The following is a 24,704-nucleotide window of genomic DNA, read 5'->3' on the forward strand; positions in this document are numbered from 1 at the left end:
GACCATCTGGACCGATCAGCACGGCCGCGTGAAGCTGCAATTCCGCTGGGACCGCTACGGCAAGAGCGATGAGAACAGCTCCTGCTGGGTACGCGTCTCCGATGCATGGGCCGGGTCCAACTATGGCGGTATCTATATCCCGCGCATCGGTCAGGAAGTGGTGGTGGACTTCATGAACGGCGATATCGATCGCCCGCTCATCACCGGGCGCGTCTACAACGCCTCGCAGATGCCGCCGTTCAACCTGCCCGACTCGGCCACGCAGAGCGGCTTCCTCACCCGCACGCCCAACGGCAACAGCAGCAACGCCAACATGTTCCGCTTCGAGGACAAGCAAGGTTCCGAGCAGGTCAAGCTGCATGCCGAGCGCAACTACGACACGTCCGTCGAAGCCAACACCACGCATGCCACGGCGGGCTCGCATACGATCGAGGTCGGCCTGCCGCTCGCCTCCGGCGACAGCTCGACCTCGCCACCGCCCTCCGGTGCGCAGCGTCTGTTGCAGCAACAAACAGGCGCCAGCACGGCCGAGCCATTGCAGCAAGCCATGGCCGCGCGACCTGCCAAGCGCGGCAGGAACGCCCATGCGCGCAGCGGCATGCAGCAATCCACGCCGTCGACGTCGGACTCGACGTCATCGGGCACGCCACAGTTCAATACGCTGGCCAGCCAGATCCCAGCCTTCGTCCAGAACTTCTTCCATCCCGCCCTGGGCGGCAGCGTCTACAGCGTCACCGTGAACGGATTCAAAAATTCCCTCGTCGTCGGCGAGTCGACGTCTCTGACGTTCGGGGTCGCCAACGCCGTCATCAGCGGCGTCGAGAACCGCCTCAGCATAGGCAACAAGTTCGAAATCATCGCCGGCGCGCGTGAACAGCTTCACGCTTTCAACATGAGCATCCGGGGCGTCGAAGTCGCGGCGAGGGCCTTCTCCGTCGAAACCAAGGGGAGCGAAATCAAGGCCACCGGTTCGTCCATCTCGACCCTCGGCTCATCGATATCGAGCACAGGGTCATCGATGCGTACCGTCGGTTACGACGTCAAGTTCTGAGACCGGCATCCCATGAAAGAAGACGTGCAATGAAGATCATGAAACCAACCCGGCTGACGGTGCTGACGCGCCCTTACCGTCACCAGGGCAATGAACTGCTGGGCGTTGCAGTGGCGTGCATGGCCACGCTGGGCGACGCCTCGCGCGTCCTCGGCGAGCAGACGCTCTGGAACACGGTCGGCGCTGAACTGGCCGGTCAGACGCTGGATCTCGGCTTGCCGAAACGCCATCCCGAGTATCTGGCCACCGCCTGGGCCTACGGCGTGCATTGCGATGACCAGCATGCCTGCGAAGTCGGTCTGCGGGTCGCGCAGAGCAGCAAGCGGCTGCGCGTCACCGGCGACCGGGTCTCGCAGGACGGGCGGCCCCTGCCCGCCGCCCCGTTCGAGCGCATGCCGCTCGACTGGACGAAGGCGTATGGCGGCGCGGACTATCCGCAGAATCCACTCGGCCTGGGTCATGAGGCCTCCCCTGCGAAGCTGCCGAACCTCGCTTACGCCGACGACCTCATGACGTCATCGGACGCACCAGTGCGCAGCGCCAGCTTCGCGCCGGTGCCCTCTTCGTGGCCGCAGCGTCGCGAGCTGTACGGCGAACTCGACGACACCTACCTCGAAGAGGATTTCCCGGGCTATCCGCGCGGCATGGATGCCGCGTACTTCAACATCGCGCCCGCCGACCAGCAGTTCCCCGACCTGAGCGCGCTGCCCGCCGCGTGCGACTATGAGCTCGTCAACCTGCATTCGGAGCGCGCGCGCATCGCGGGCCGGCTGCCGCCGCTGCACGTGCGCGCCTTCGCCTGGCACACGAACACCGCCTCAGGGCGCGAGATCCCGATGCGGCTCACGACGCTCTGGTTCCTGCCGCACATCGAGAAGGTCGTGATGATCTATCACGGCGTGGCGGCAATTCGTAGCTTCGATGCAAGCGATATCGCCTGCCTGATGCTGGCCGCCGAGACCGCCGGCCATCCGCGTCCCGCCGCGCACTACGAAGACATTCACACGCGCAGACTCGATCCACGGCGAGGCGTGCTGTACGCGATGCGCGACGGCGATCTGTTCCCGGAAGATCTGGCGGCGAGCGGCGACTCGGCATGGACGCCCGGCGAACCGAATGCGATGGCCCGCCAGTTCCTCAACCGCCTGGAGCGCGAGACGCAGGCGCTCGGCGCGCCGGCGGCTCCGGCCGCGACGCCCATGCCCGCGCGACCGGAGCAACTGGTCGACTACGTCGAGCAAACCCAGACGGACGCGGACCGCAAGATTGCCAATCTGCGCGAGCGCGCCGACGAAATCCTCGCGGCCCCGCGCCCGCCCGCTCCCGCGGAGCACGCGACGCCTCCGGAGATGCCGGAGATGCCGGGAGCGGTCATCGATCCCGCACTGCTCGCCATGCGCCGCAAGACCCACTTGCAGTCCGCGCAATTCCGGCCCGCGCCGCCGCTCCTTCCGGGCCAGAGCGCCCGGGCGGCCAGCAAGCGCGCGTGGGTGACGCAGGCGCTCGCGGACGGCCTGTCGCTGATCGAAGCCGATCTCGCCGGAGCGGATCTCTCGAACCTCGATCTCTCCGGTGTCGATCTCTCGCGCGCCAGCCTCGACGGCGCCGACCTGAGCGGCGCGATCTTCATCGGCGCATGTCTGCGGCAGGCCAATCTGGTGCGCGCGAAGCTGCGCGGCACGCGCCTGTCCAACGCCGACCTGAGCGAAGCGAATCTCTCGCTCGTGGAAGGCGAATCCGCCGATTTTCGCGAGGCCTGCCTGCGGCAAAGCGTGATCGAGCAAGGCAGCTTCGAACAATGCGATTTCTCGGGCGCCACGCTCGACCGCACGCAGCTCAGCAAGGGACGGCTCGGCACGAGCTTCTTCCGCGAAGCGCGCATCAGCAACGTCGTCATGATGGATCAGGAGATCGACCGGGCGGACTTCAGCCGCGCGATCATCCGCAAGTTCGTGCTGTTTCGCTGCCCGTCGCAGACGCTGGACTTCAGCGACGCCGACATCATCGGGCTCGGGCTGACGGAATCTCCGGTCGAACAACGCCTGTGCTTCAAGGGCGCGCGTCTGCACAAGGCGTGCTTCCTCCAGTGCGGCGCGCTGCATGCGAGCACCTTCGCGGAAGCCGAGCTGGTGGAAGTCAATCTGCACGCGGCCGATCTCGCCCGCAGCGACTTCACGCGCGCCCGCATTGCCAACAGCGACCTCTCGAACGCCGATCTGCAAGCCTGCACGTTCCTCGACGCCCGCTTCGAGCGCGGCTATCTGGTCCGCGCCGACCTGCGTCTGGCCAGCCTGCACGGCGCCGATCTGATCGAGGCCCTGCTGCGCGCCGCGGATCTGCGCGGCGCGGACCTGCGTGAGGCCAATCTGTTCCGCGCCAATCTGGGCGACGTGCTGATCGACGACGCGACGCGTCTCGACGACGCCTATCAGGAACGGGTCATCTGGTGTCCGCGCGCGCGTCCGGAGGCGGCATGATGGATCGGCTCGGACTTGAACAGCAGGTGCGTGACGGCATGCCGGTCAGGGCGCTGTTGCTCGAAAGCGCCGCGTTGCAAGGCATGGATTGTTCGGGCGGCGTCTTCGAGAAGGTGGATTTTCGCGCCGCGAACCTGACGGACGCCGTGTTCGCCGACTGCGTGTTCGACCGTTGCCGCTTCGAACACGCGGTGCTGGCCGGCGCGCGCGTGAAGGGCAGCCAGTTCCTGAATTGCGACATGGAACAGGCCGACTGGTCCGCCTCGACCGTGCAGAGCGTCAGCTTCGTCGATTGCCGCGCGCCGCATGCGCGCTTCACGCGGGCCGCGCTGGACAGCTTCAATGTCCTGAAAGGCGATCTTGCGGGCAGCCACTTCGATCACGCGCGGCTCGCGCTCAGCTTCTTCGACGAAACCGCCGTGGCCGGTGTGAGTTTCAACGCCAGCACGTTGCACAAGGTGTTCTTCCATCGCGTCGATCTGCGTCAGGCGGCGTTTCCCGAGGCCTCATTCGACAACGCGATCTTCGCGGAATGCAACCTGAGCGGACAGACGTTCAGCGGCCAGACGCTGCTGCGCTGCCAGTTCATCGAATGCGACATGAGCAAGGTCTGCTTCGAAGACGCGCATCTGCCTTACACCGGCTTCACTGGCTCGCTGCTCGAAGGCGCGCGCTTCGACGGCGCGCGCGCGGCCTCGGCCTGCTTCTTCCGCGCCCGGGCCGAACGCATCCAGTGTCGCGACGCCGATCTGTCCGGCTCGATCTGGAGCGAGGCGCACATCGACAACGCGGACTTTTCGCGGGCGCAGCTGCGCGGCAGCCAGTTCCGCCAGGCACAGGGCCGCGCCGCCTGCTTCGACGCGGCTCGCCTCGACGCCGCGGATTTCACGGGCGCGGCGCTGCACGACGCCCGCTTCGAAGACGCCACCTTCGAACGCACGCTGTTCCATCGCGCCGAGTCGGAAGAACGGCCCTGGTCGGACAAGGAAGGCGCCCGCGACACCGACGAAGAACTGTATGCGGCCGAACAATGGTCGTCCCGGCGCGCCAGCCGGGCGCCTGCTGCCTGATTACCGGAGAACCACTCAATGAGCAATCCTGCCAACCTGTTGACCCAGCAGCACATCGAAGCACAGTGGCCGCGCATCGGCCGTGTCCAGCAACTCGACGACGACGGCGCGACCGTAGGCGTCGCGCTGGACGGTGAAGTGATCGCGTGCCAGCCCGCGTTCAGTTGCCTGCTCGCGCCGGCCTGCGGCGACACCGTGCTGGTCACGCGCGAGCGCACGCACGGGCATTTCGTGATCGCCATCGTCGAGCGGCCCGGCGACGCGCCGGCCACGCTGCGCATGTCCCGCCCGCTGGTCGTCGAAGCTGAAGGCGGCTTGCGGCTGTCGAGCGCGCGCGATATCGAACTGGACGCGGCGCGGCGCTGCGCCATTCGCACAGACCACATGACACTCGACAGCACGCGCGCCGAGTTGCACACCCAGACGCTGTCGCTGCGCGCGACGGTGGCGCAGGCGAGCGCGGAGACCTGGCGCAGCGTGACGCGCTCGCTGGAAACGCTGGCCGATCACATCGTGCAGGTCTGCAAGCAAAGCTTCCGCACCTGCGAAACGGTGGATCACGTGCGCGCCGCGCAGATCGATCACGAAAGCACGGAACTCATGCGGCTGCACAGCCGCAACGTGCTGCTGAGCGCCGAACATCTGTCGAAGATCGATGGTGAACAGATCCATCTCGGCTGAACCCAGGGAGAACCAACATGGTGATGGTGAATTCAAGTGCGGGCGGCGGCAACGACGCGGTGTCGGTGAACAAGACGCCGCCGGTCGGCACGCCGGCAGGCTACGACAACAACTCGCAGCGCGCGTCCGCCCAGCCCAACGTGACCAACGTGATGGTCGGCGGCGGCTTCGCGCACAACATGGGCACCACGATCCCGGCGTCCAACGGCGATCAGGGCGGCGCGCAAGGCGGCGTGGCGTCGGGCTCGGTATCCGCGTCGTCGCGCAATTCGCGCGGCGCGAACACCGTGTTGCTGCAAGGCATGCCGACCACGCGCATGACCGATCCCACCTTGCAGAACAACGCCAACACCACGGGCACCGGCAGTTCGCCCAGTCAGACCAAAGTGCTGAACATGGCGTCGTGACACCGGGAGTTCCCATGATGAAAGGATTCGCACACCGTGCGGTCTGCGTCGTCGCGGCCATCGCGATGTGCGGATGCGCGTCCACCGAGCGCGACATGGACGTGCCGTACGAGATCACGCTGCACGTCGCCGAGGACGCCAATCTCGGCGTGACCGGCAAGCCGTCGCCGATCCTCGTCGGCCTGTACGAACTGAAGTCGACCTCGACCTTCGACGCAGCCAGCTTCCCGACGCTTCAGGACCGCGCCAAGGAAGCGCTCGGCGAAGACCTCGTCTTCACGCAGCAACTCATCATGCAGCCCGGCGAAACGAAAACGCTGCACCGCCCGGGCGGCGCGCTCGCCACGCAACTCGGGATCGTCGCGGGGTATCGGCTGATCGACAAGCGTGTGTGGAAACAGTCCGTGGCGCTGACGCCGCCGAAGAGCACCAACCTCTACAAGGTGTGGCAGTTCTCGCCCCGCACCGAAAAGATTGCGGTGGACATCACTCGCCAGAGCGTGACCGTGACGCTCGGCAAACGTTGAAGAACCTCATGAAAAACACCATCCGGACGCGCGAATCATGGATCGATCACAGCAAGGTCGTGTGGTCCGAAGGCATGTATCTGCGGCCCCAGCACTTCCAGCAACTCGAGCGCTACGTCGAGCACTACGTGCAGCATCGCAGCGCGGCCGGCGCGTCGCCGTTCTTCTGGGGTCTCGCCGATGTCGAACTCGATCATGGCGCGCTCAAGATCGGCAAGATCGCGTTGTTGTCGGCGGAGGGCGTGCTGCCTGACGGCACGCCGTTCTCGTTCCATAGCGGCGAGGACGCGCCGGTGCCGCTCGAGGTTCCCGCCACGCTGCGCGACCAGCGCATCGTGCTCGCCGCGCCGCTGCGCCAGCACGGCGCGGTGGACGTGATCTACGAGGACAGCCAGGCCTCGCTCGCGCGCTACGTCGCGCAGAACACCGAACTCGCGGACAACGTTGCGGTTTCGCTCGGACCGGCGGCCGTGCAGCTCGGCAAGATGCGCCTGATGCCCGAGTCCGAACTCGGCGCGGACTGGCAGGGCATCGGCGTGGTGCGGGTGCGCGAGCGCCATCCGGACAACCACGTGTCGCTCGATCCGGACTACATCGCGCCGATGCTGTCCGCGATCCGTCATCCGGTCCTGACCGGGCTCGTGCGCGAACTGCATGGCCTGCTTGAACAGCGCGGCGCGCTGCTCGAACAGCGGCTCAAGCGTTCCGGGCGCGGCAGCGTCGGCGAAGTGGCGGACTTCCTGCTGCTGGGTCTCGTGAACCGCGCGCAGTCCGAAACCTGGCACGTGCAGCAGGCCGGCATGCAGCATCCGGAAATCCTCTTTCGCGACTGGCTCAGGCTCGCCTGCGATCTCAGCACCTTCACCAGCCCGACACGGCGCCCGGTGGTGTGGCCGGTATATCGCCACGACGATCTGCAAAGCTCGTTCGGCCCGCTGATGCTCGAACTGCGGCGTTCGTTGTCGAGCGTGCTCGAACAGAGCGCGGTGGCCATCGAGTTGCAGGAACGCGCGCAACGCGTCTGGGTGGCCCGCATCCCGACGCCCGAGCTGCTGCGCCGCGCCGCCTTCGTGCTCGCGGTGCGCGCGGACCTCCCCGCCGAAGCCGTGCAGACGCGCTATCCGGCGCAGGTCAAGATCGGGCCGGTCGAGCATCTGCACAACCTCGTGCATCTGCAGCTGCCCGGTATCGGACTGCGCGCGCTGCCGGTCGCGCCGCGCCAGATTCCCTATCACGTCGATCACCACTACTTCGAGCTGGACTCCAGCTCGGAACTGTGGGGCCAGCTCGAAAAGTCAGGCGGGCTCGCGCTGCATGTCGCGGGCGACCTGCCCGGACTCTCGATGGAATGCTGGGCAATCCGCAGTCAGGAACGCTAGCCCGGCGCGCCGCCCCGACTCACTGTTCACCGACCTCAAGACGCTATGGCAGAAGCAATGGCACTGACGCCGCCGGATACGGTTGCGTCGCCGGCAGCCCCGGCACGCGGCGGCACCCTGCTGCTCGCAACGGCAAACAACCTGCTCGATACGGCTATCCAGATCCGCATCGGCGGCCCCATCGAGCTCGAGGCCTTGCGCACCTTTCTCGTCAGCGAGATGCACGCGTTCCAGGAGCGCGCGACGATGCTGGGCATTCCGGTCGAGACGATCATCGGCGCGCGCTATTGCCTCTGCACCGCGCTCGACGAGGCGATCGCGCTGACCCAGTGGGGCGGCGAGGGGCGCTGGTCCACGCACAGCCTGCTCGTCACCTTCCACAGCGAAACCTGGGGCGGCGAGAAGTTCTTCCAGCTGCTGGCGCGGCTGTGCCAGAACCCGGAGGCGCATCTCGATCTGATCGAGTTGCAGTACTACTGCCTGCAACTGGGCTTCGAAGGCCGTTACCGCGTGCTCGACCAGGGCCAGAGCCAGCTCGACGGCATCCGTCAGCGGCTGTTGCGGATCCTGCGGACGCAACGCGGCGAGTACGGCGCGCTGCTGTCGCAACATGCGCTGCCGGACAAGCGCATGGCAAACGGACGGCGCGGCCGCGTGCCGGTCTGGGTCTGGCTGATCGGCGCGGTACTGGCGACGGGCGGCATGTTCATGGCATTCAAGAGTTCCGCCGATCGGCGCGGCGACGTCGTCGCGGCTGCGATTCGCCACGCGCGGCTGCCCGACATCGCCGCGCAGAGCGCAAAGACGCCGACGGCGGCGAATCTGCTGCAGGGCCTGTGCCGCCTCGGGCTGATCGAGGTGAAGGATCTGCCTGACCGCAGCATCGTGACGATTCACGGCGACGGCCTGTTCGCGTCGGGTTCGGCCAACGAGAAGGACGCGTACCGGCCGGTGCTGGCGAGCATTGCGGGCGCGCTGAACCAGTTGCCCGGCGACATCGTCGTCAACGGTTTCACCGACGACCAGCCCATGCACACCCAGGCATTCCCGTCGAATGACGCGCTCTCGCTGGCGCGCGCCCGGCGCGTCGAACAGATGCTGCTGGTGAACGGTTTGTCCGCCAGCCGGCATATCACCGCGGCGGGGCTCGGCGACGCGAATCCCGTCGCGTCGAACGACACGGCGGGCGGCCGGTCGCGCAACCGTCGTGTGGAGATCGTGCTGATGCGCTCGTCGGCCTCGCAGATCGGCAACGCACCGGGCGGCGACTCGCACAACCCGCAGGACAGCAATACCCAGGGAGCAGCGCAATGAGCTTTTTTCAACGAATCAGGAGCGCGCTGTTCAGCCGCGAAATGGCGGTGACGATTCTGGTGCTGATCGTCGTCTGGCTCATCTGGAACGACTTCTCGCTCATCGCAATCGGCAATGCGCATCCGTTCGAAACGCCCGAGGCCCGTGAGTGGCTGATCGGCGCCGTGCTGGTGATTTGGGCCATCTGGCTGCTCTGGCGGCTCGGCTGGATCGTCGCCATCGCGCGGGCCTGGGGACGCACGCGCACCCGCTGGGTCGACCGCGCCGAGGTGGTGCAGCAACGGCGCGTGCCGCTGGGCGAGACCGAAAAGCGGCTGCGCGACGCGCTCACCGTGCTCAGGCGCGGCACGCACGAGCGCGGCAAGCCCTGGCGCGGCTGGCTCGACCGGCTCACCGGCCACTACGTTTACACGCTGCCCTGGTATGCGCTGCTCGGCTCGGACGGCGCGGGCAAGACTTCGTTCATCCGCGAAGCCGGGCTCGCGCAGCCCAAGTCGTCCGGGCCCGCTTCGCCGCTCGAAGACTGCTCGTGGTGGTTCGGCAATCGCTGCGTGCTGGTGGACGTGCCAGGCAGCTTCCTCGCGCCCGCCGACGGCAGCGCCGAGCGCTTTCCGCTGATGCGTCTGTTGCGGCGGCACCGTGCGGATCAGCCGGTCAACGGCGTGATCCTCGCGCTGCCCGTCGACGACCTGATGCATGCCGACGAGCGCCACTGTCTCGAGCTGATCGCCCGGCATCGCGCGCGTCTGCAACGCATGCAGGAAGAAGCCGGGATCGTGCTGCCGGTGTATCTCGTCGTGACCAAGATGGACCGTCTCGCAGGCTTCCCCGATACCTTCGACGCCCTGCCCTCCGAAGCGCGCGCGCAAGTGTGGGGCTGGACGCGCCCGGCCGATCCCGGCGCGGCGCCGGACGTCGCTTTCGAAAACGGACTTGCGGCGCTGCTCGACCGCCTCAACGACGGCCTCGCCGATACCCTCGCCCGCGAACCCGACGTGCGCAAGCGCCAGGACATCTATGTGTTTCCGCAGCAGTTCGCCGCGCTCAGGCCACGGCTCGCGCAGTGGTACGGAGAACTGTCGCGTCACTCGCAATACGAAACCAATCTTGCCGTGCGCGGCGTCTATTTCACCAGCGCGCGACAGGGCGGCGAGCCGCTCGACCTGGTGCTCGGCGAACGGCGCCAGCGGCTGGGACTGGCGGCCGCTCAGGCCATGCCGGCCCTGGCGCCGCGCCTCGGCAGCACGTTCCTCGCGCGGCTGCTGCCGGACGTGTTGCTGGAGGAAAGCGCGTGGGCCGGCCGGAACCGCGCGCAAACCGTCAGGCGCATGCTGATGCACGGCGGGGCGCTGCTTTGCACCGGACTGGCGCTGACCGTGCTGGCCGCGCTCTGGACCAACAGCTATATGTCCAACCGGACCTTCCTGCGCGATGTCGCCGGGCAGACAGCCGACCTCGATCACTACGCCGGCGCGCCGCTGGAAGTGCCGCCCGGCGATGTCAGCGCGCTCGCGCCGCTGCTCGAGATGGAACGGGCCTTGCCGGAGAGTCCGGTCATCGACGTCGAGAATCCCTCCACGCTGAGTCACCGCATGGGCCTGTACCAGGGCGACAAGATCGTCGACGCAACCGGCGAGCTCTATCGGAAGACGCTGCGGGAAAAGCTGCTGCCGGTGGTCGCGGTGCGCATTCACGACATCCTCGAAGGCGCGCCGTCCGCCGACCTGGAATTCACCTATGACGCGCTGAAGGCCTATCTGATGCTCTACGACCAGAAGACCTGGGATCCCGAATTCCTCGCCGCCTGGCTGCAACTGAACGTCAACCACGCGCTGCCCAGCAATGCCACGAAGGAGGCGCGTTCCTTGATCGACGGCCAGCTCTCGGATCTCGTCGCGCTGGGGCCGCTCGCCTCGCCGTTTCCGCTCGACAACACGCTCGTGAGCACCGTGCGCAGCCGCCTGCTGCAAATGCCGTTCGCGCAGCGCACCTACCATTACCTGCGCCGCAAGGAGATGGACGCCATCAAGGCGCCCGCCATTTCCATCGCCTCCGCCGGCGGTCCGGAAGCGAGCCTCGTGCTGACGCGCAAGAGCGGACGGCCCATCACCGAAGGCGTGCCCGCGCTGTTCACCGTGAGCGGTTACTGGGAGCACATCAACAAGGATATCGACGACGCGGTCGAGCAGATGCGCCGCGAGGATCACTGGGTGCTCGGCGTGCCCGCCGACGCCGCCGGCCAGGAGAGCGGCGATTCGCGCCGCCAGTTGATCGACGCGGTCAAGCGCCAGTATTTCGGCGACTTCATCCAGACCTGGGACGACTATCTCGCCGACATCAAGGTCGTGCCCAGCCAGTCGCTGGTGCAGAGCATGCAGATTGCCCGCACGCTGTCCTCGCGCGACTCGCCGCTCAAGCTGTTCTTCACGGCGGTCGCCCGTCAGACCGATCTGCTGGATGGCCACGGCGCGCAGGTCCGGCGCGATACCGGGCGCATTGCCGAACGCATCGGCGAGGCGCGCAGATCGCTGGCGCAAATGTTCGGCGACGAATCGTCGCCCGCGAGCAGCAGTTCCGGCGAGCAGCCCGAGAGCATCGTCGACGATCATTTCGCATCGCTCAGGCATCTGGTGCTGACCGGCGACGTCAACGACAAGGGCCCGGCGCCGATCGACGACGTGCTGAAGACCATCGACGGGCTGTATCAGTATCTGGTGTCGGTGAACGGCGCGGTGGACAGCAACAATCCGCCGCCCCAGACCGACGTGTTCAACCGGCTGAAGGCCGAGGCGGGACGCATGCCGTCGCAGATGCAGGGGATCGTCACCGACGTCTCGAAGACCGGCGAGGCGCAGGTCAACGGCATGATGAAGCGCGATCTGCGCAAGAACGCTTACTCCAGCGTGGGCGCGGTGTGCGCGCAGACCATCGCGGGACGCTATCCGTTCGCACGCAATTCGAATCATGACGTGGCGAGCAGCGACTTCTCGCGGATGTTCTCGCCAGGCGGCCTGATGGACGACTTCTATCAGAAGAACCTGACGCACGCCGTGACGACGAGCGCGGACACGGCGTCGTTCAATGCCGATCCGGGCGGCGGCTTCGCGGGCTCGTTCCACAATGCGTCGATCATCCGCAACGTGTTCTTCGCGGGCAACGCGGCTTCGATGTCGTATGGCTTTTCCATGACGCCGCTCGACCTGGATCCCGCGATCACGGAATTCGTGCTCGACGTCGGCGGCCAAAGCATGCGTTACGCGCATGGCCCGCAGATTCCCGTCAACATGCAATGGCCCGGATCGCACAGCGAAGTGGTCAGCCTGCAGGTCGTGACGCCGTCGGGCGCGTCGGGCATCCGCACGCAGGGTCCGTGGGCGCTGCAACACCTGTTCGATCAGGCGAGCATCGTGCCCAACGGCAACGCGGACGGCTTCGTCGCCACGTTCACGGTGGACGGCCACAAGCTGTCGATGACGATTCGCAGCAATAGCGCCTACGACCCGTTCTTCCTGCCGCAGATGAGGGCCTTCGCATGTCCGTCGTGAACGCCTTGCACCACAGCAACACAGATAGCGAGTCCCTCATGCGACCTCTCAGACTGACCGCCATTGCGTACGACAACAAGATCCTGACGTCCCGCCTGAGCGCGACCTGCGACGCCGACGGCGCGGGCATCGGCCGGGCCGACGGCAATCTGCTGATCCTGCCCGACGAAGCCTTGCGGGTCATCGAGCGGCACGCGGTGCTGCATCACGAAGACGGCTGGCACATCGAGAACCTGGGCCCCGCCGCGTCCGTGGCGTTGAACGACCGCCCGCTCGCGGCGGGCGAGCGGGCGGGCATCGCGCCGGGCGACCGCATCGCGGTGGGTCCGTACACACTCCTCGCCAGCGACGCCGCCCCGGCCAACTGGAATCTCGCGCCGGCCGCCCCCTCGCCAGAGACCAGCGCTACGGCCAAGGAAAGCACGCTGACCAGCCTGACCGGCACGGCCTTGCCGGACCTCCTGGATCTGCCTTCCGACCCGCTGCTGCTGTTCGCGCAGCAGGACGGCGTGAACCGCACGCTGCTCAGCGGCCCGGAGGATCCGATGGGCATGCCCGGCCTGGCGGAGTTCGGCGCGCCGTTGTTCGCGGAGCGCTCCGGCGGGCTCAAGTCCGAGTATTCGCGGACAGCCAGCCTGGACGACGGCGCGATGCACTACGACAGCCACTTCGGCGCACTCCATCCGCATGAGGACGACACGCCCGCCGCGCCGCCGCCCCGAAACATCGAGGCGAGCGCGAACGTGCGCGGCGCATCGCCGGAACTGTCGCGCTGGATCGAACTCGCCCGCGCCCTGGCCGCCGGCGGCGGCTGGCAGGCCGAGCAGGCGCTGCCGCCCGCGCAGCTCACGCCGGAACTGATGCACACGCTGGGCTCGTTGCTGCGCTATCTCGAATTCCGCACGCGCGGCGATCTCCAATGAACGCCCTGAAGGAGATTTCATGACCTACTGCGTGGCGATCAGCGTGGATGACGGCCTCGTGTTCCTGTCGGACACTCGTGTCAGCGCGGGCGTCGAGGAAGTCGCCGAGGCGCGCAAGATGACCGTGTTCGAAACGCCCGGCGAGCGCGTGCTGGTGCTGCTCGGCGCGGGCAGCCTGGCGCAGACCCAGGCGGTCGTCGATCTGCTGAAAGACGCCTGCGACGGCGGCAGCGCGTCCCTGCTGACGGCGCCGACGCTGCGAGCGGCAGCCGGCATGGTCGCCGATGCCGTGCGCGCCGTGCATCGGCGCGAGGCGTCCGCGCTGGAGGCGTTCGAGCTCGACTTCAATTGCAGCTTCATTCTCGGCGGCCAGATACGCACGCATGCCGTCATGCCGCCGGCACGGCCGCTCCGCGACGGCGAGCCTGTCGCGCCGCCGGAGCCGCAACTCTTCATGATCTATCCGAGCGGCAACGCGGTATGCGCGTCGGCTGCCATGCCTTATCTGCAGATCGGGGAGTCGCGCCATGGCCGTCCGATGCTCGACTGGGCATTCACGCGGCGCGGGCTGTCCCTCGACGAAGCAGCCAAGTGCGCGTTGCTCTCAATGGATGCGACCCTGCGCGCGAATCTCTCGGTGGCCTATCCGCTCGATCTGCTGGCTTACGAGCGCGACACGTTCCGCGTGGACCGGTTCACGTCGCTGGATCAGCATCACGACTATCCGCGCAACTTGCGGCGCGCGTGGTGCGAGCGTGTCGATGCCGCGCTCAAGAGCATGCCTTCGCTCATCTGGGGCGAGCCCGAAGGCGTGCCCCGCGCGCGCAAGGCAAGACGCGCGGGCTGATGCGGGACCGGCGTCTTACCTGAACCGTCCGAGCAGGCCGACATCGGCGGCCATGCGGGCGCATGCGCGGATGTCGTCGAGTCCGAGCTTCTTCTTGATCGACTTGTACAGCCGGTAGACCTGTCGCTGCGTCACGGAGAGATCGGCGGCGGCGTGGCGCGCGTCGCCGCCGCGCCGGATCCATTCGAGAATGATGCGCTCGGAGTCGCTGAGCCTGTACTGCAAGGCGGCCGTGCGGCGGAAGCGGATCGACGGCCAGTCGAGCAGTTCTTCAGCCAGGCCGCGCAACTCGCGTTGACCCTGCCAGATCCGCTCCTCTCCCGCCGGCGCGGCCCCCTCGGACCCAACGTGCAGCAGGCCGAACACGCGGCCGTTGGCGCCGCCACGGTTGGCGGGAAAGAAGACGTGGTTGAGCAGTCCGTGCTGATGGGCCTCGGCGCCCAGCCAGGAACCGCCCGATCCGGCGAACGTGCCGAGGCCGCGCACTGGAAAATGCTCGTTCCGGGCATATTCCAGCACCGGGTCCGTCACGACGCGGCGCACGTAGGTCTGCAGCCAGCCCGGCGAACAGGCAGCCAGGATCACGTGGGTGTCGTAGATCGCCCGGCTGGGCGCCGATCCCGGCGTGGTCGAGAGCCAGTGAAACAGGGCGAACGTGCCGCCATGGCGCTGACACACCGAGCGCATGAGCCTCGACACGTCAAGTTCGCTCATGCACTCGGACACGCTCGCTGGCGGCCGCACCGCGCCGTGCGCGCGTGCGCGGTGGGCAATGGCATCGAGACAGGTGCGGTAGTGTTGCGCCAGCATTTCCTTGTAGGGATCGCTCTCGCGGAACTCGATCAGTTCCGCCACGCCGGACACCGGCAACAGCTGCACGACGACACTGCCGTCACCCCGCGTGAGGACACGCTGGAGCATGACTTCGTCGTCGCCGGCGTCGTCGAGCCGCAGTTCGACCGACCCTTCCCGCACCACGGCGCGCTGGCTCCCGGCCATGCTGCCGCCCGCCTCACGGAACAGATTGTGGAGCTCACGGCTCATTGCTCGAGACTTCCGCCGGTCGGTGGTTATGCGTGTCAGGGACAGGCGTGCCGGAACGCGCGCCTAGATCCGCACGAGGCCCGAGTTGATCAGTTGCGTGTCCCAGCGCGCGGGTTCGCCGATCTCCTCGATCAGGTGATCGACCAGCACCTTGATGCGCGGCGGCGTGCCCACCGTCTTGCGATACACCGCCGAAATCCGCCCGCCGCTCGGCGCGTAGTCCTGCAGCACCGGCACCACATCGCCCGCGAGGATGGCATCCGCCGCGACGAAGGTCGGCAGGATCGCGAGTCCGAGGCCGGCGCGCACGGCCTCCAGCAGGACGGCGCCCGAGTCGGCGCGCATGCGGCGGCCGATGCGGAACGAGCGATACTTGCCGTCCACCATCAGGCTCCACATGCCGTTGGGTTCGAAATTGCAGTTGTTGAGGCCGTCATGGTGGATGAGGTCGCCGGGATGCGCCGGCGTGCCGCGCTTCTCCAGATACGCCGGGCTCGCGCACACCAGGGTGTGATTGGCCGTGATCGTGCGGGCCACCAGCCGGGAATCCGGCAGTTCTCCGGTCCGGATCGCGACGTCGTACTGTCCGTCCTGCAGGTTGCCGATGCGGTTCTGCGCTTCGACATCGAGGCACAGATCGGGATGCCTTGCCGCGAACGTGGTAAGGACCGGCCCGAGGTGCGACGCCAGCAGGCTGGTCGGCACCACGATGCGCAGCGCACCGCGCAGGCTCGACTGGCTATCGCGCACCGACTCTTCCGCGAACTCGACTTCCTCCAGGATCTGCACCGCGCTCTTGTAGAACACGAGACCCGGCCCGGTCGTCCGCAGCGGCCGGCCCCGCTCGAGCAGCGCGCAACCCAGATAGCGTTCGAGCTGGGAGATGCGCTCGCTCACGATCGACTTGGTTGCCCCAAGGCGGCGGGCGGCCTCGGAAATACTCGCGGCTTCCACTACGGCCACGAACGTCGCCATGTCGCTGAACTTGTTCATACTCTTTTTCCCCTGATGCAGAAAGCCTGTTGCGTACCGCTTTTCTGATTCGGCATCCCTGCCCGACCCTTGCATGAAACCGGCAGTGCCGGCGCATATCACGATGCGAAGAAATATCGATTTCGTGAGATTTTCATGCTACTCAATCGCCACTTGATATTTTTGGCGAATCCTTGAAACAAAACCGTATTCAGCATTTATTTCGCAGGCAATTTTAGAAAACACTTAATGCCCCGCTTTAGAAAACACTTAAATCGCTTGCGTATGAAACGTTTAAACGCGGGTCGCCCCGACGGAAAAACCGCGAGTAAGATAAATGACAGGGAGGCAAAGTCTTTTGAAATATTTCGAAAAAGCGCCGGCTTCGCCGGGCATTGCCGTTGTGGATTCCGCAACCGGGACCTCAACGGCGTGGCTGTTTCATTTCTTTTGAAAATTCATTCGAGACAACTCGAAAATGACGTGATCACCCCGGCCCGCGTTGCGCAGTCTACTACGCCATTCATCGCCGCAAATAGTGATATTAATTCATAGCGGGATAACTTCGGAGAATTGCCTTGGAACACGTCACATTTGTAATACGCGGTAAGAATGGCATTAATCCAGCGGATTTTCAACCGCATGTCATTTTCGAATGGACCAGGCCAGAGCGGAAGTCGAAACGCAGAAAAGGGCTGCCAGCCAGCGGCTTGCAGCACCCGTGAGAAAGAAATCGAAAGCGCCGTGGCTCATCCCGATGAGCCACGGCGCATAGGCGGATCAACGGCCGGAGGTGCGCAGGTTGCGGCTTTCCAGTTGCGTGATGACTCGCTGCAGCGTGCGTTCCGCGCGGCCGGAGAGGTCATGAAAACGGCAGCCGAGCACGGTGCGCGCTTCGCCGGAAGGCGTGAGTGCCTGACGCGGCGCGACGATCCCGAGATTGACCGTCACCAGGCTGAACGCGCCCATTTGCAGCGTGACGTCGTTCCAGACCGTCCCGCGCGGCAGCGCTGCAAAGCGCGGGTCGGACGTCCGCAACGCAATGCCGCCAAGCGACATGTCTTGCAGGTCGAGATCGAACGGCTCGCCTTCCGCATCGATTCCGCTCGCGACGAACGGTTCGCCCACCGGCGTCTCCACGCGATGAAACTCGCGCCGCTGGACGAAATACAGCAGTGCGGGAAAAGCGGCTTCGAAGGCCGGGCGGCCCTCGAAGCTCACCGGCGTTGCGCGGCCCGTGTCGAACTCCGTGCGGATGCCGCCCGGATGACTGCGGAACGTGAGGCTGTCGGCGGCGGCGAGCGCGGCGTTGTCGCTGCGCGCGCCGCCGTAGTCGAACACGAAGCGCGCCCTGCGGGAATCGACATCGAGGAGTTGCGTGACAATCTGGCCGCCTTCGAACCCGGCCACCAGAAAGTCGCGGCGGGCCGCCAGCCCGCGCAGACAAAGCGCCATCTGCAACGGATGGCGCAACGCGTAGCGTGCGTCGATCTGGCTCGGGCGCGCAGCGGTATCGGCGAAAGTGAGTTCGGCAGTCATGTTGGGTTGGTCTCAGCGTATGGTTTTTTTTCGGCACATGAAGCGCCGCCTTCCACCATGCAGAGTCCGTGCCAACCGGCGCTGAAGCCGTCTGGTCGAGCGGGAGCGGGTTTTAGCCGCTCCCGAAGTGCCCGGCGTTACGTTACGTCCCCACCGCGTCACGTGCCTGCGTCACGCACATCGAGCCGCACGCGACGCGTTACTTCTTGCCGTCCACCACCGCGACCACCTCCTCGCGCGTGTATTCCTTGTTCGCGAGCGCGCCGGCCGGCGTCTTCGCGAGCACGGCATCGAGTTCTTCCGGCTTCACTTCGAGCACCGGCATGCGGATGTCGTGCGGCACCTTCTTGCCGGCGAGAATCTGCTGCGTGACCCAGAACGCAAACGACGACGCCCCCGGCGGAATGGTCACTGACATCGTCTGATAGCCGCTCTTCTTCTGCTCGGCCCACCACGCGAGTTCTTCCTGACGGTTGCCGAGGATGATGATCGGCGTCGGACGGCCGGCTGCCTTGAGCGCCTGCGCCGCGCCGAAGCCATCGCCGCCCTGCGTGACGACCGCGTCGATCTTCGGCAGCGTCGGCAGGATGCCCGCTACCTGCTTTTGCGCGACCGTTTGGGTCCAGTCGCCATGCACCGACCCGACGATCTTCATGTCCGGATACTTCTTCAGCTCGTCGACGATGCCCTGATGGATCTCGTCATCCACCGACACCCCGGCCAGCCCCCTGATCTCCAGCAGGTTGCCCTTGCCGTTGAGCCGTTTGGCGAGGTAGTCGACCTGCATGCGCCCCATGCCCTGGAAGTCCACGGCAATGCGATACGCGCACGGTTCGGTCGCGATGCCGTCGAACGACACGATGGTCACGCCCGCGCCGCACGCCTGCTTGATGACGCCGTTGAGCGCCGTCGGCGAGACCGCGTCCACGGCGATGGCCTTGTAGCCCTGCAGGATCAGGTTCTGGATCTGCTGCACCTGTTCGGTGGCCTGGCTCTCGGCCGTGGTGAAGCTCGGCGCCGCCGCGACCACCTTCTGCTTCACCGCCGGATCGGCGACATTGGACCAGCTCTTGAGCATCTGCTGGCGCCAGCTGTTGCCGGCATAGTTGTTGGACAAGGCGATCTTCATCGCCGAGGTATCGCCGCTGGCAACCTGCGCGAACGCGGATGCCGAGAGTGCGGCCATGAGCAGGCCCGCGGCCAGTCGATGCAAATGCATGCTGAGTCTCCTGTTATGGGTGCTTGCCGGTCAGCGGCCCGCGCCTCGCACGCCCACGTGCAGCGAGTAGATGGACGAGGTCGCGGCAATGAAAAGCCGGTTGCGGTTGAATCCGCCGAAGGTGAGATTCGCCACCACTTCGGGGATCAGGATCTTGCCGAGCAGCGCGCCATCGGGCGCGTAGCAGTGCACGCCGTCATCGGCGCTCGTCCAGATGTTGCCGTGTTCGTCGAGGCGCATGCCGTCGGGCACGCCGCTTTGCATCTCGATGAAGACGCGGCCATTGCGCAACGTGCCGTCCGTCGCGACATCGAACACGCGGATATGACGGGGCGCTGCGTCGTCGTGCGACGCGCCGGAGTCTGCTACATACAGCTTCGTCTCGTCGGGCGAGAACGCGAGGCCGTTGGGCTTCACGAAGTCGTCGCATGCAATGCGCACCTGCCCGTTCTCCGTCACGCGATACACGTTGCAGCGCCCGATTTCGCTGTCCGCGCGATAGCCTTCGTAGTCGCTGAGAATGCCGTAGTCGGGATCGGTGAACCAGATTTCGCCGCGCGAATCGACGATCACGTCATTGGGCGAATTGAGCCGCTTGCCTTCGAACTTGTCGGCCAGCACGGTCACGCTGCCGTCGTGCTCCGTGCGCGTGACGCGCCTTGCGCCGTGCTCGCAGCTGACGAGCCGTCCTTCGCGGTCGCGCGTGTTGCCGTTGCTGTAATTCGACGGCGCGCGATACACGCCCACGCCCATGCCGGGCGCCCAGCGCAACATGCGGTTGTTCGGGATGTCGCTCCAGATGAGCAGGTCGGAGGCCGGGAAATACACCGGGCCTTCGGCCCACAAGCACTGGTCCGTCAGCTTGCTCAGGAACGCGTTCGGCTGCAGCAGCAGTCTGAAGCGCGGGTCATGGACTTCGATATCGCTCGGTTTCATGTCTCCTCGTCCGGTTGGTTTTTCAAGTTGTGCGGTTCAACGCAGCGCCTTGCCGCCCGCCGCGACCGTCACCGCGATGATGAGCACGCCATAGACGATCGAGCGCACGCCCGCGTCCGCGCCCACCGCGTTGAGCACGGCATTGGTCAGGAACAGGAACATCGACGCGCCCCACACGCCGGCGATGCTCGCCTTGCCACCGGTTACGAGCGTGCCGCCGATCACGACCACGGCGATCGAGATCAGCATGTACTCGACGCCCATGTCGAGCGACGCGCCGCCCGACACCGCAGCAAGCAGCAGCGCGGCGAGCGCCGCGATCATCGACGAGAGCACATAGGCGAGGCAGCGCGTGCGATGCACGTTCACGCCGGCAAGCCACGCGGCGCGCGCGTTCTGGCCGATGGCCGAGAGCCTGCGTCCATACACCGCGCGATGCAGCAGCACGGCGAGCGCGCAGGACAGCGCCAGGGCCACGAGCGCGATATAGGGCACATCGAGCAGACGGCCCGTCGCGAACGCGCCGAGCGCGGGCGGCGGCGGCGGAAGCTGGCGGCCCTGCGTGATCGCGACCGACTGGATGATGAAGCTCGAAGACAGTGTCGCGATGATCGGCGGAATGCGCAGCAGGCGGATCAACGCGTAGTTGGCGATGCCCACCACGACGCCCACGCCGAGCGCGGCCGCGACGCCTGTGGCGATCTGCGCGTTGTCGGCGTGCATTGCGTGCATGCCGACGACGCCCGCGAGCGCGATGGTCGAAGGCACCGACAGGTCGATGTTGCCGACGCCCGAGGTGATGACGAGCATCTGCCCGAGCCCGACCAGCACCATGAACACGCCGTAGGTGAGCGCCGTCTGCGCGACGTTGCCCGCGATGCCCAGTCCGAAGATCCCGGCGATGGCGATCCACACGAGCACCGCGCCCACGAATGACCACGCCCACGGTGCCTGAATGTTGCGCAGCCGCGTCCAGCCACTTTGCGCGGGGGTGGCGACGGCGTCGCTGGAAGTGTGCGGATTCATCGGCGTTCTCCCCGTTGCAGCAGCACGCGCAGCGACAGCACGACGATCAGGATCGCGCCCTGCATGCCGACCTGCCAGTCCGCCGAGATATTGAGGAAGGCGAGGAACGACGCGGCCAACGTCAGCGTGATTGCGCCGAGCACCGCGCCGATCACACTCACGCGTCCGCCGATGAACTCGCCGCCGCCGAGAATCACCGCCGCGATGGAGAGCAGCGTGTAACGCAGGGCGAGATTGGCGTCGGCGGACGTGGTGAGGCCGAGCAGCGACAGTCCCGACAGCACCCCGAAGCAGCCCGCCACGCCATACAGCGTCGCCTTGCTGCGCACCAGCGACCAGCCGAAGCGGCGCATCGCGCGCGGATTGCCGCCCGCGCCGCGAATCCGCACGCCCGCGGAGGTGCGCATCAGCAGCAGATGGCCGATGGCCGCGATCAGCACGGACCACACGATGGGCGCGGCAATCCACGGCGTCTGATAACTCATGGCCGTGCCGAGCCACGCGGGGCTCGTGCCGCCCGGCGACGGCAGCAGCACGATGGCAAGACCGCTCCACACGAACGAGAGCCCGAGCGTCACCACGATCGACGGTATCTGCCGCAGTTCGATCAGCGCACCGACGGCGGCATACGCGAGCACGCAGCCAACCAGCGCCAGCACGCCGAGCCACGGCTGCTTCACGAGCAGCGTCGCGCCGATGCAGGCAACCAGGCTCACGAACGGACCGAGCGAGAGATCGAGATCGTTCACGGTGATGATCGCGAGTTGCGCGAGCGTCGCGAGCACGATGGGCACCGCGAGATTGAGCAACAGGTTCGAGCCGAAGTAGCTCATCACCGCCGGCTGCATGACGAGGATCGGCACCAGCACGGCGATCAGCGAAATGGCGGGCAACGCAGCGCGCAAACGCCCTTGAGCAATGGCGAGACTCATGCGGCGTGCTCCTGGAAACTGGCGGCGAGCAGCGCTTCTTCCGTGCATTCGTCGGCGTGCAATACGCGTGTAACCGCCGATGAGCGGAACACATAAGTGCGGTCGCAATGCGACAGCTCCTCGTTCTCGGTCGTGTACCAGACGAAGGTGCGGCCCTTCGCGGCCTCGTCATGCACAAGTTGGTAGATGTCGCGCTTCGTGCCGACATCGACGCCGCGCGTGGGATCGTCCATCAGGATCAGATCGGCGTCCGATGCAAGCGCACGCGCGAACAGCACCTTCTGCTGGTTGCCGCCCGACAGCGACAGGATGCCCGCGCTCATCGCCGCACCGCGTATGCCGATCTTCGTGCGCCACGCCTCCACCACCGCGCGCGCCGCCGCGAAGTCGATCAACCCGCGCTTCCTGCGCGCGCCGCCGAGCAGCCAGCGTATGTCGAGATTGCCGGCAATCGACCAGACCGGGAACACGCCGTCGCGGCCACGGTCGCCCGCGACGAACGCGACTTTCGCGCGCGCCGCGCCATGGCCCGTCGCGGCCGTGTAGATGGACAGCAGCGCCTCGGTCTGCCCCTGCCCCGCCAGCCCCGCAAAGCCGACAATCTCGCCGCGCGCCGCCTCGATCGCCGTATGCCTGCGCGCGCCGACCTTCCATTGAAATTGCGGCCCGGCCTCGCGCACGGCTCGCGCGCGCTGCGCGGCCGGCGTGCGCTCGGCTTCGAGATGCTGGCCCATCGCCTGGATGATCGACGCACGGCTCGACGCCTCGCGCGGCAACACGCTGACGATGCCGCCGTCGCGCATCACCACGACCCGGTCGGCCACGCGTTCGATCTCGCCCAGCATGTGTGTGATCAGCACGCACGTGATGCCGCGCTGCGCTGCCTGCCGCACGAAGGCGAGCAGCTGGTCGGCCGTATGGGCGTCGAGCGAGGACGTGGGTTCGTCGAGAATCACGAGCCGCACCGGCGACTCCGTCACCGTGAAGCCGCGCGCGATCTCCACCATCTGTTGCTGCGTGAGCGTCAGGTCGGAGACGAGCTCGTTGCCCTTCAGGCCATTGCCCGGAAAGATGGCTTCCAGCGTCTCGCGCATCAACGCCGTGGCGCGGCGCCGCCAGCCGCGTCCGCGCAACTGCGGGTGCACGATGCACATGTTCTCGGCCACCGTCAGGTTCGCGCACAGCGACAGTTCCTGGAACACGCAGCGCACCCCCGCCGCGCGCGCCGCGTTGGCGTCGTAGTGCGGCGCGGCCTGTCCGTCCACCTCGATGCGGCCGTGCGTTGGCGGATAGACGCCCGCGAGCACGGCCATCAGCGTCGACTTGCCCGCACCGTTGTGTCCGGCGATGCCCACACATTCGCCGCGCTCGAACGCGAAGTCCACGCCTTCCAGCGCGCGCACCCGGCCGAACGTCTTGCCGATGCCTTCGAAGCGAATCAGCGCGTCATTCATCCACAAGCTCCTTGCGGGCAGTTATTTCTTGTCGAGCAGCGCGACCGTCTGCGGCAGCGTGTAGGTCACGTCGGCGATGCCGCCCGGCGGCGTGGCCGCGAGCGTCGCGGGCAGTTCCTGCTGCGAGATCGCGAGCAGCGGCACGTTGATGGTCACGTCCTTCGGCAGCTTCTTGCCCGCCAGCACCTGCTGGGCGACCCAGAACGCAAAGCTCACCGCGCCCGGCGGATTCGACAGCGAACGCGACTGGTAGCCGCTCTTCGTCTGCTCGTTCCACCATTGGAGTTCGGGATAGGTGCTGCCGATGATCATCGGCGGCGCGGGACGGTTGGCCGCCTTGAAAGCCTGCGCGATGCCGAACGACATCTCGCCCTCGGTCGCGACGCCGTCCACTTGAGCGAGCGTCGGCAGGATGCCCGCGACCGCCTTCTGCGCGACGGACTGCGTCCAGTCGCCATTGACGGAGCCGACCAGCTTCATCTCCGGATGCTTCTTGAGTCCTTCGAGGACGCCTTCGTGCATCAGGTTATCGACGGAAATGCCCGCGACGCCGCGCACTTCCAGGATGTTGCCCTTGCCGTTCAGGCGCCCGGCCAGATACTCGACGCCCTGCTCGGCCCAGCCCTTGAAGTCGAAGTTCACGCGATACGCGCAGGGCTCGTCGACGATGCCGTCGAACGACACGACCACCACGCCCGCTGCGCAAGCCTTCTTGATGGTGCCGTTGAGCGCGGTGGGCGAGACGGCGTCGATGACGATCGCGTTGTAGCCCTGCAGGATCAGGTTCTGGACCTGCTGCGCCTGTTCGGTGACCTGATTCTCGGCGGTCGTGAAGGCGGGCGCGGCGGCGACTTTCTTCTCCATCACCGCCTGCTGCGACACGGCGTTCCAGCTCTTGAGCATGGACTGCCGCCACGCGTTGCCGGCGAAGCTGTTGGAGAGTGCGATCTTTTTCTGCGACGTGTCGCCGGTGGCGACTTGTGCGTGCGCGGCCTGGGTGAGCATGCAAGCGGCCAGCGCGGCCGTGGCCAGCATTCCTGTGCGGAACATACCGTTGTCTCCTGCTGTTCTTGTTGATCGAACTGCGCCGCGTTCAGCGGCGGTGACGGGATGGGCGGCAAGGTGGAAAGCGGGTGTGGCAGGCGTGGCTTGAATGCGGGAAGGACGGATGGAACGACATCATCTTGAGCACGCCTCTTTGGGAGCGCCTCGGTGCGATTACCGAAGCCTTGCTTTCGAACAGCTGCCGGAGTGTTTCCATTTTGGTCAGGCCAATCAGAGTGGTCAGGCCAGACCGCCGACGCAGTATAACGATTGCTTAACTGGCATGCAATTCGTTCGAGGAAGGGCTTGAGCACGGC

At 66.5% G+C, this 24,704-nt stretch carries 20 protein-coding genes; 11 read left to right on the plus strand and 9 right to left on the minus strand.

Going from position 1 to position 24,704, the window contains the following annotated elements:
- The 11 genes from tssI to QCE63_RS18765 all read left to right on the plus strand — a co-directional run.
- Positions 1-1,051: type VI secretion system tip protein TssI/VgrG (gene tssI / locus QCE63_RS18715; RefSeq protein WP_309835030.1), on the plus strand; the 1,051-nt coding region annotated here is incomplete at its 5' end.
- Positions 1,052-1,080: 29 nt separating this feature from the next.
- Positions 1,081-3,528 carry a DUF2169 domain-containing protein gene (locus QCE63_RS18720; RefSeq protein WP_309835032.1) on the plus strand — a complete coding sequence of 816 codons (2,448 nt, stop codon included), beginning with the start codon at positions 1,081-1,083 and terminating at the stop codon, positions 3,526-3,528.
- Positions 3,525-4,598, plus strand: coding sequence for a pentapeptide repeat-containing protein (locus QCE63_RS18725; protein WP_309835034.1), 1,074 nt, complete (start codon positions 3,525-3,527; stop codon positions 4,596-4,598). The genes QCE63_RS18720 and QCE63_RS18725 overlap by 4 nt, the downstream gene beginning before the upstream one ends.
- 18 nt (positions 4,599-4,616) lie before the next feature.
- A complete protein-coding gene (locus QCE63_RS18730; RefSeq protein ID WP_309835036.1) occupies positions 4,617-5,279 on the plus strand; it encodes a DUF3540 domain-containing protein in 663 nt (220 codons plus the stop codon).
- 17 nt (positions 5,280-5,296) lie between these two features.
- Positions 5,297-5,686 (plus strand): PAAR-like domain-containing protein, encoded by a 390-nt coding sequence (locus tag QCE63_RS18735; RefSeq protein WP_309835038.1) that lies wholly within the window; start codon positions 5,297-5,299, stop codon positions 5,684-5,686.
- Positions 5,687-5,700: 14 nt separating this feature from the next.
- A complete protein-coding gene (tssJ, locus tag QCE63_RS18740; protein WP_309835041.1) occupies positions 5,701-6,213 on the plus strand; it encodes a type VI secretion system lipoprotein TssJ in 513 nt (170 codons plus the stop codon).
- 8 nt (positions 6,214-6,221) lie between these two features.
- Entirely contained in the window at positions 6,222-7,592 is a 1,371-nt protein-coding gene (gene tssK / locus QCE63_RS18745) for a type VI secretion system baseplate subunit TssK (protein WP_309835043.1), read from the plus strand.
- Between the two features lie 57 nt (positions 7,593-7,649).
- Entirely contained in the window at positions 7,650-8,906 is a 1,257-nt protein-coding gene (icmH, locus tag QCE63_RS18750) for a type IVB secretion system protein IcmH/DotU (RefSeq protein WP_309835045.1), read from the plus strand.
- Entirely contained in the window at positions 8,903-12,451 is a 3,549-nt protein-coding gene (gene tssM / locus QCE63_RS18755) for a type VI secretion system membrane subunit TssM (RefSeq protein ID WP_309835047.1), read from the plus strand. The genes icmH and tssM overlap by 4 nt, the downstream gene beginning before the upstream one ends.
- A 38-nt stretch (positions 12,452-12,489) precedes the next feature.
- Entirely contained in the window at positions 12,490-13,374 is an 885-nt protein-coding gene (locus tag QCE63_RS18760; RefSeq protein ID WP_309835048.1) for an FHA domain-containing protein, read from the plus strand.
- A 19-nt stretch (positions 13,375-13,393) separates the two neighbouring features.
- The gene (locus tag QCE63_RS18765) at positions 13,394-14,221 is read left to right on the plus strand and encodes a peptidase (protein WP_309835050.1); all 828 of its coding nucleotides are present in this window, start codon (positions 13,394-13,396) and stop codon (positions 14,219-14,221) included.
- 15 nt (positions 14,222-14,236) lie between these two features.
- Here QCE63_RS18765 and QCE63_RS18770 read toward each other — a convergent pair whose 3' ends face one another.
- The 9 genes from QCE63_RS18770 to QCE63_RS18810 all read right to left on the minus strand — a co-directional run bounded on the left by QCE63_RS18770 (position 14,237) and on the right by QCE63_RS18810 (position 24,393).
- Positions 14,237-15,265 carry a hypothetical protein gene (locus QCE63_RS18770; protein WP_309835053.1) on the minus strand — a complete coding sequence of 343 codons (1,029 nt, stop codon included), beginning with the start codon at positions 15,263-15,265 and terminating at the stop codon, positions 14,237-14,239.
- 63 nt (positions 15,266-15,328) lie between these two features.
- On the minus strand, positions 15,329-16,258 hold the full coding sequence (locus tag QCE63_RS18775) for a LysR substrate-binding domain-containing protein (RefSeq protein ID WP_309835055.1): 930 nt from the start codon (positions 16,256-16,258) through the stop codon (positions 15,329-15,331).
- 759 nt (positions 16,259-17,017) lie between these two features.
- Complete coding sequence (locus QCE63_RS18780; RefSeq protein ID WP_309835057.1) at positions 17,018-17,776, minus strand: flagellar brake protein; 759 nt, start codon at positions 17,774-17,776, stop codon at positions 17,018-17,020.
- 199 nt (positions 17,777-17,975) lie between these two features.
- The gene (locus QCE63_RS18785; protein WP_309835059.1) at positions 17,976-18,995 is read right to left on the minus strand and encodes an ABC transporter substrate-binding protein; all 1,020 of its coding nucleotides are present in this window, start codon (positions 18,993-18,995) and stop codon (positions 17,976-17,978) included.
- Between the two features lie 30 nt (positions 18,996-19,025).
- Positions 19,026-19,931, minus strand: coding sequence for an SMP-30/gluconolactonase/LRE family protein (locus tag QCE63_RS18790; protein ID WP_309835061.1), 906 nt, complete (start codon positions 19,929-19,931; stop codon positions 19,026-19,028).
- Positions 19,932-19,967: 36 nt separating this feature from the next.
- A complete protein-coding gene (locus QCE63_RS18795; protein WP_309835063.1) occupies positions 19,968-20,957 on the minus strand; it encodes an ABC transporter permease in 990 nt (329 codons plus the stop codon).
- Positions 20,954-21,889, minus strand: coding sequence for an ABC transporter permease (locus QCE63_RS18800; protein ID WP_309835065.1), 936 nt, complete (start codon positions 21,887-21,889; stop codon positions 20,954-20,956). Before QCE63_RS18800 ends, QCE63_RS18795 begins: the two co-directional genes overlap by 4 nt.
- A complete protein-coding gene (locus QCE63_RS18805) occupies positions 21,886-23,343 on the minus strand; it encodes a sugar ABC transporter ATP-binding protein (protein ID WP_309835067.1) in 1,458 nt (485 codons plus the stop codon). The genes QCE63_RS18800 and QCE63_RS18805 overlap by 4 nt, the downstream gene beginning before the upstream one ends.
- A gap of 21 nt (positions 23,344-23,364) precedes the next feature.
- Positions 23,365-24,393 carry an ABC transporter substrate-binding protein gene (locus tag QCE63_RS18810; RefSeq protein ID WP_309835070.1) on the minus strand — a complete coding sequence of 343 codons (1,029 nt, stop codon included), beginning with the start codon at positions 24,391-24,393 and terminating at the stop codon, positions 23,365-23,367.
- Between the last annotated feature and the right edge of the window lie 311 nt (positions 24,394-24,704).

Origin of the sequence: Caballeronia sp. LZ065, assembly GCF_031450975.1 — a bacterium.
Classification (GTDB): Bacteria; Pseudomonadota; Gammaproteobacteria; order Burkholderiales; family Burkholderiaceae; genus Caballeronia.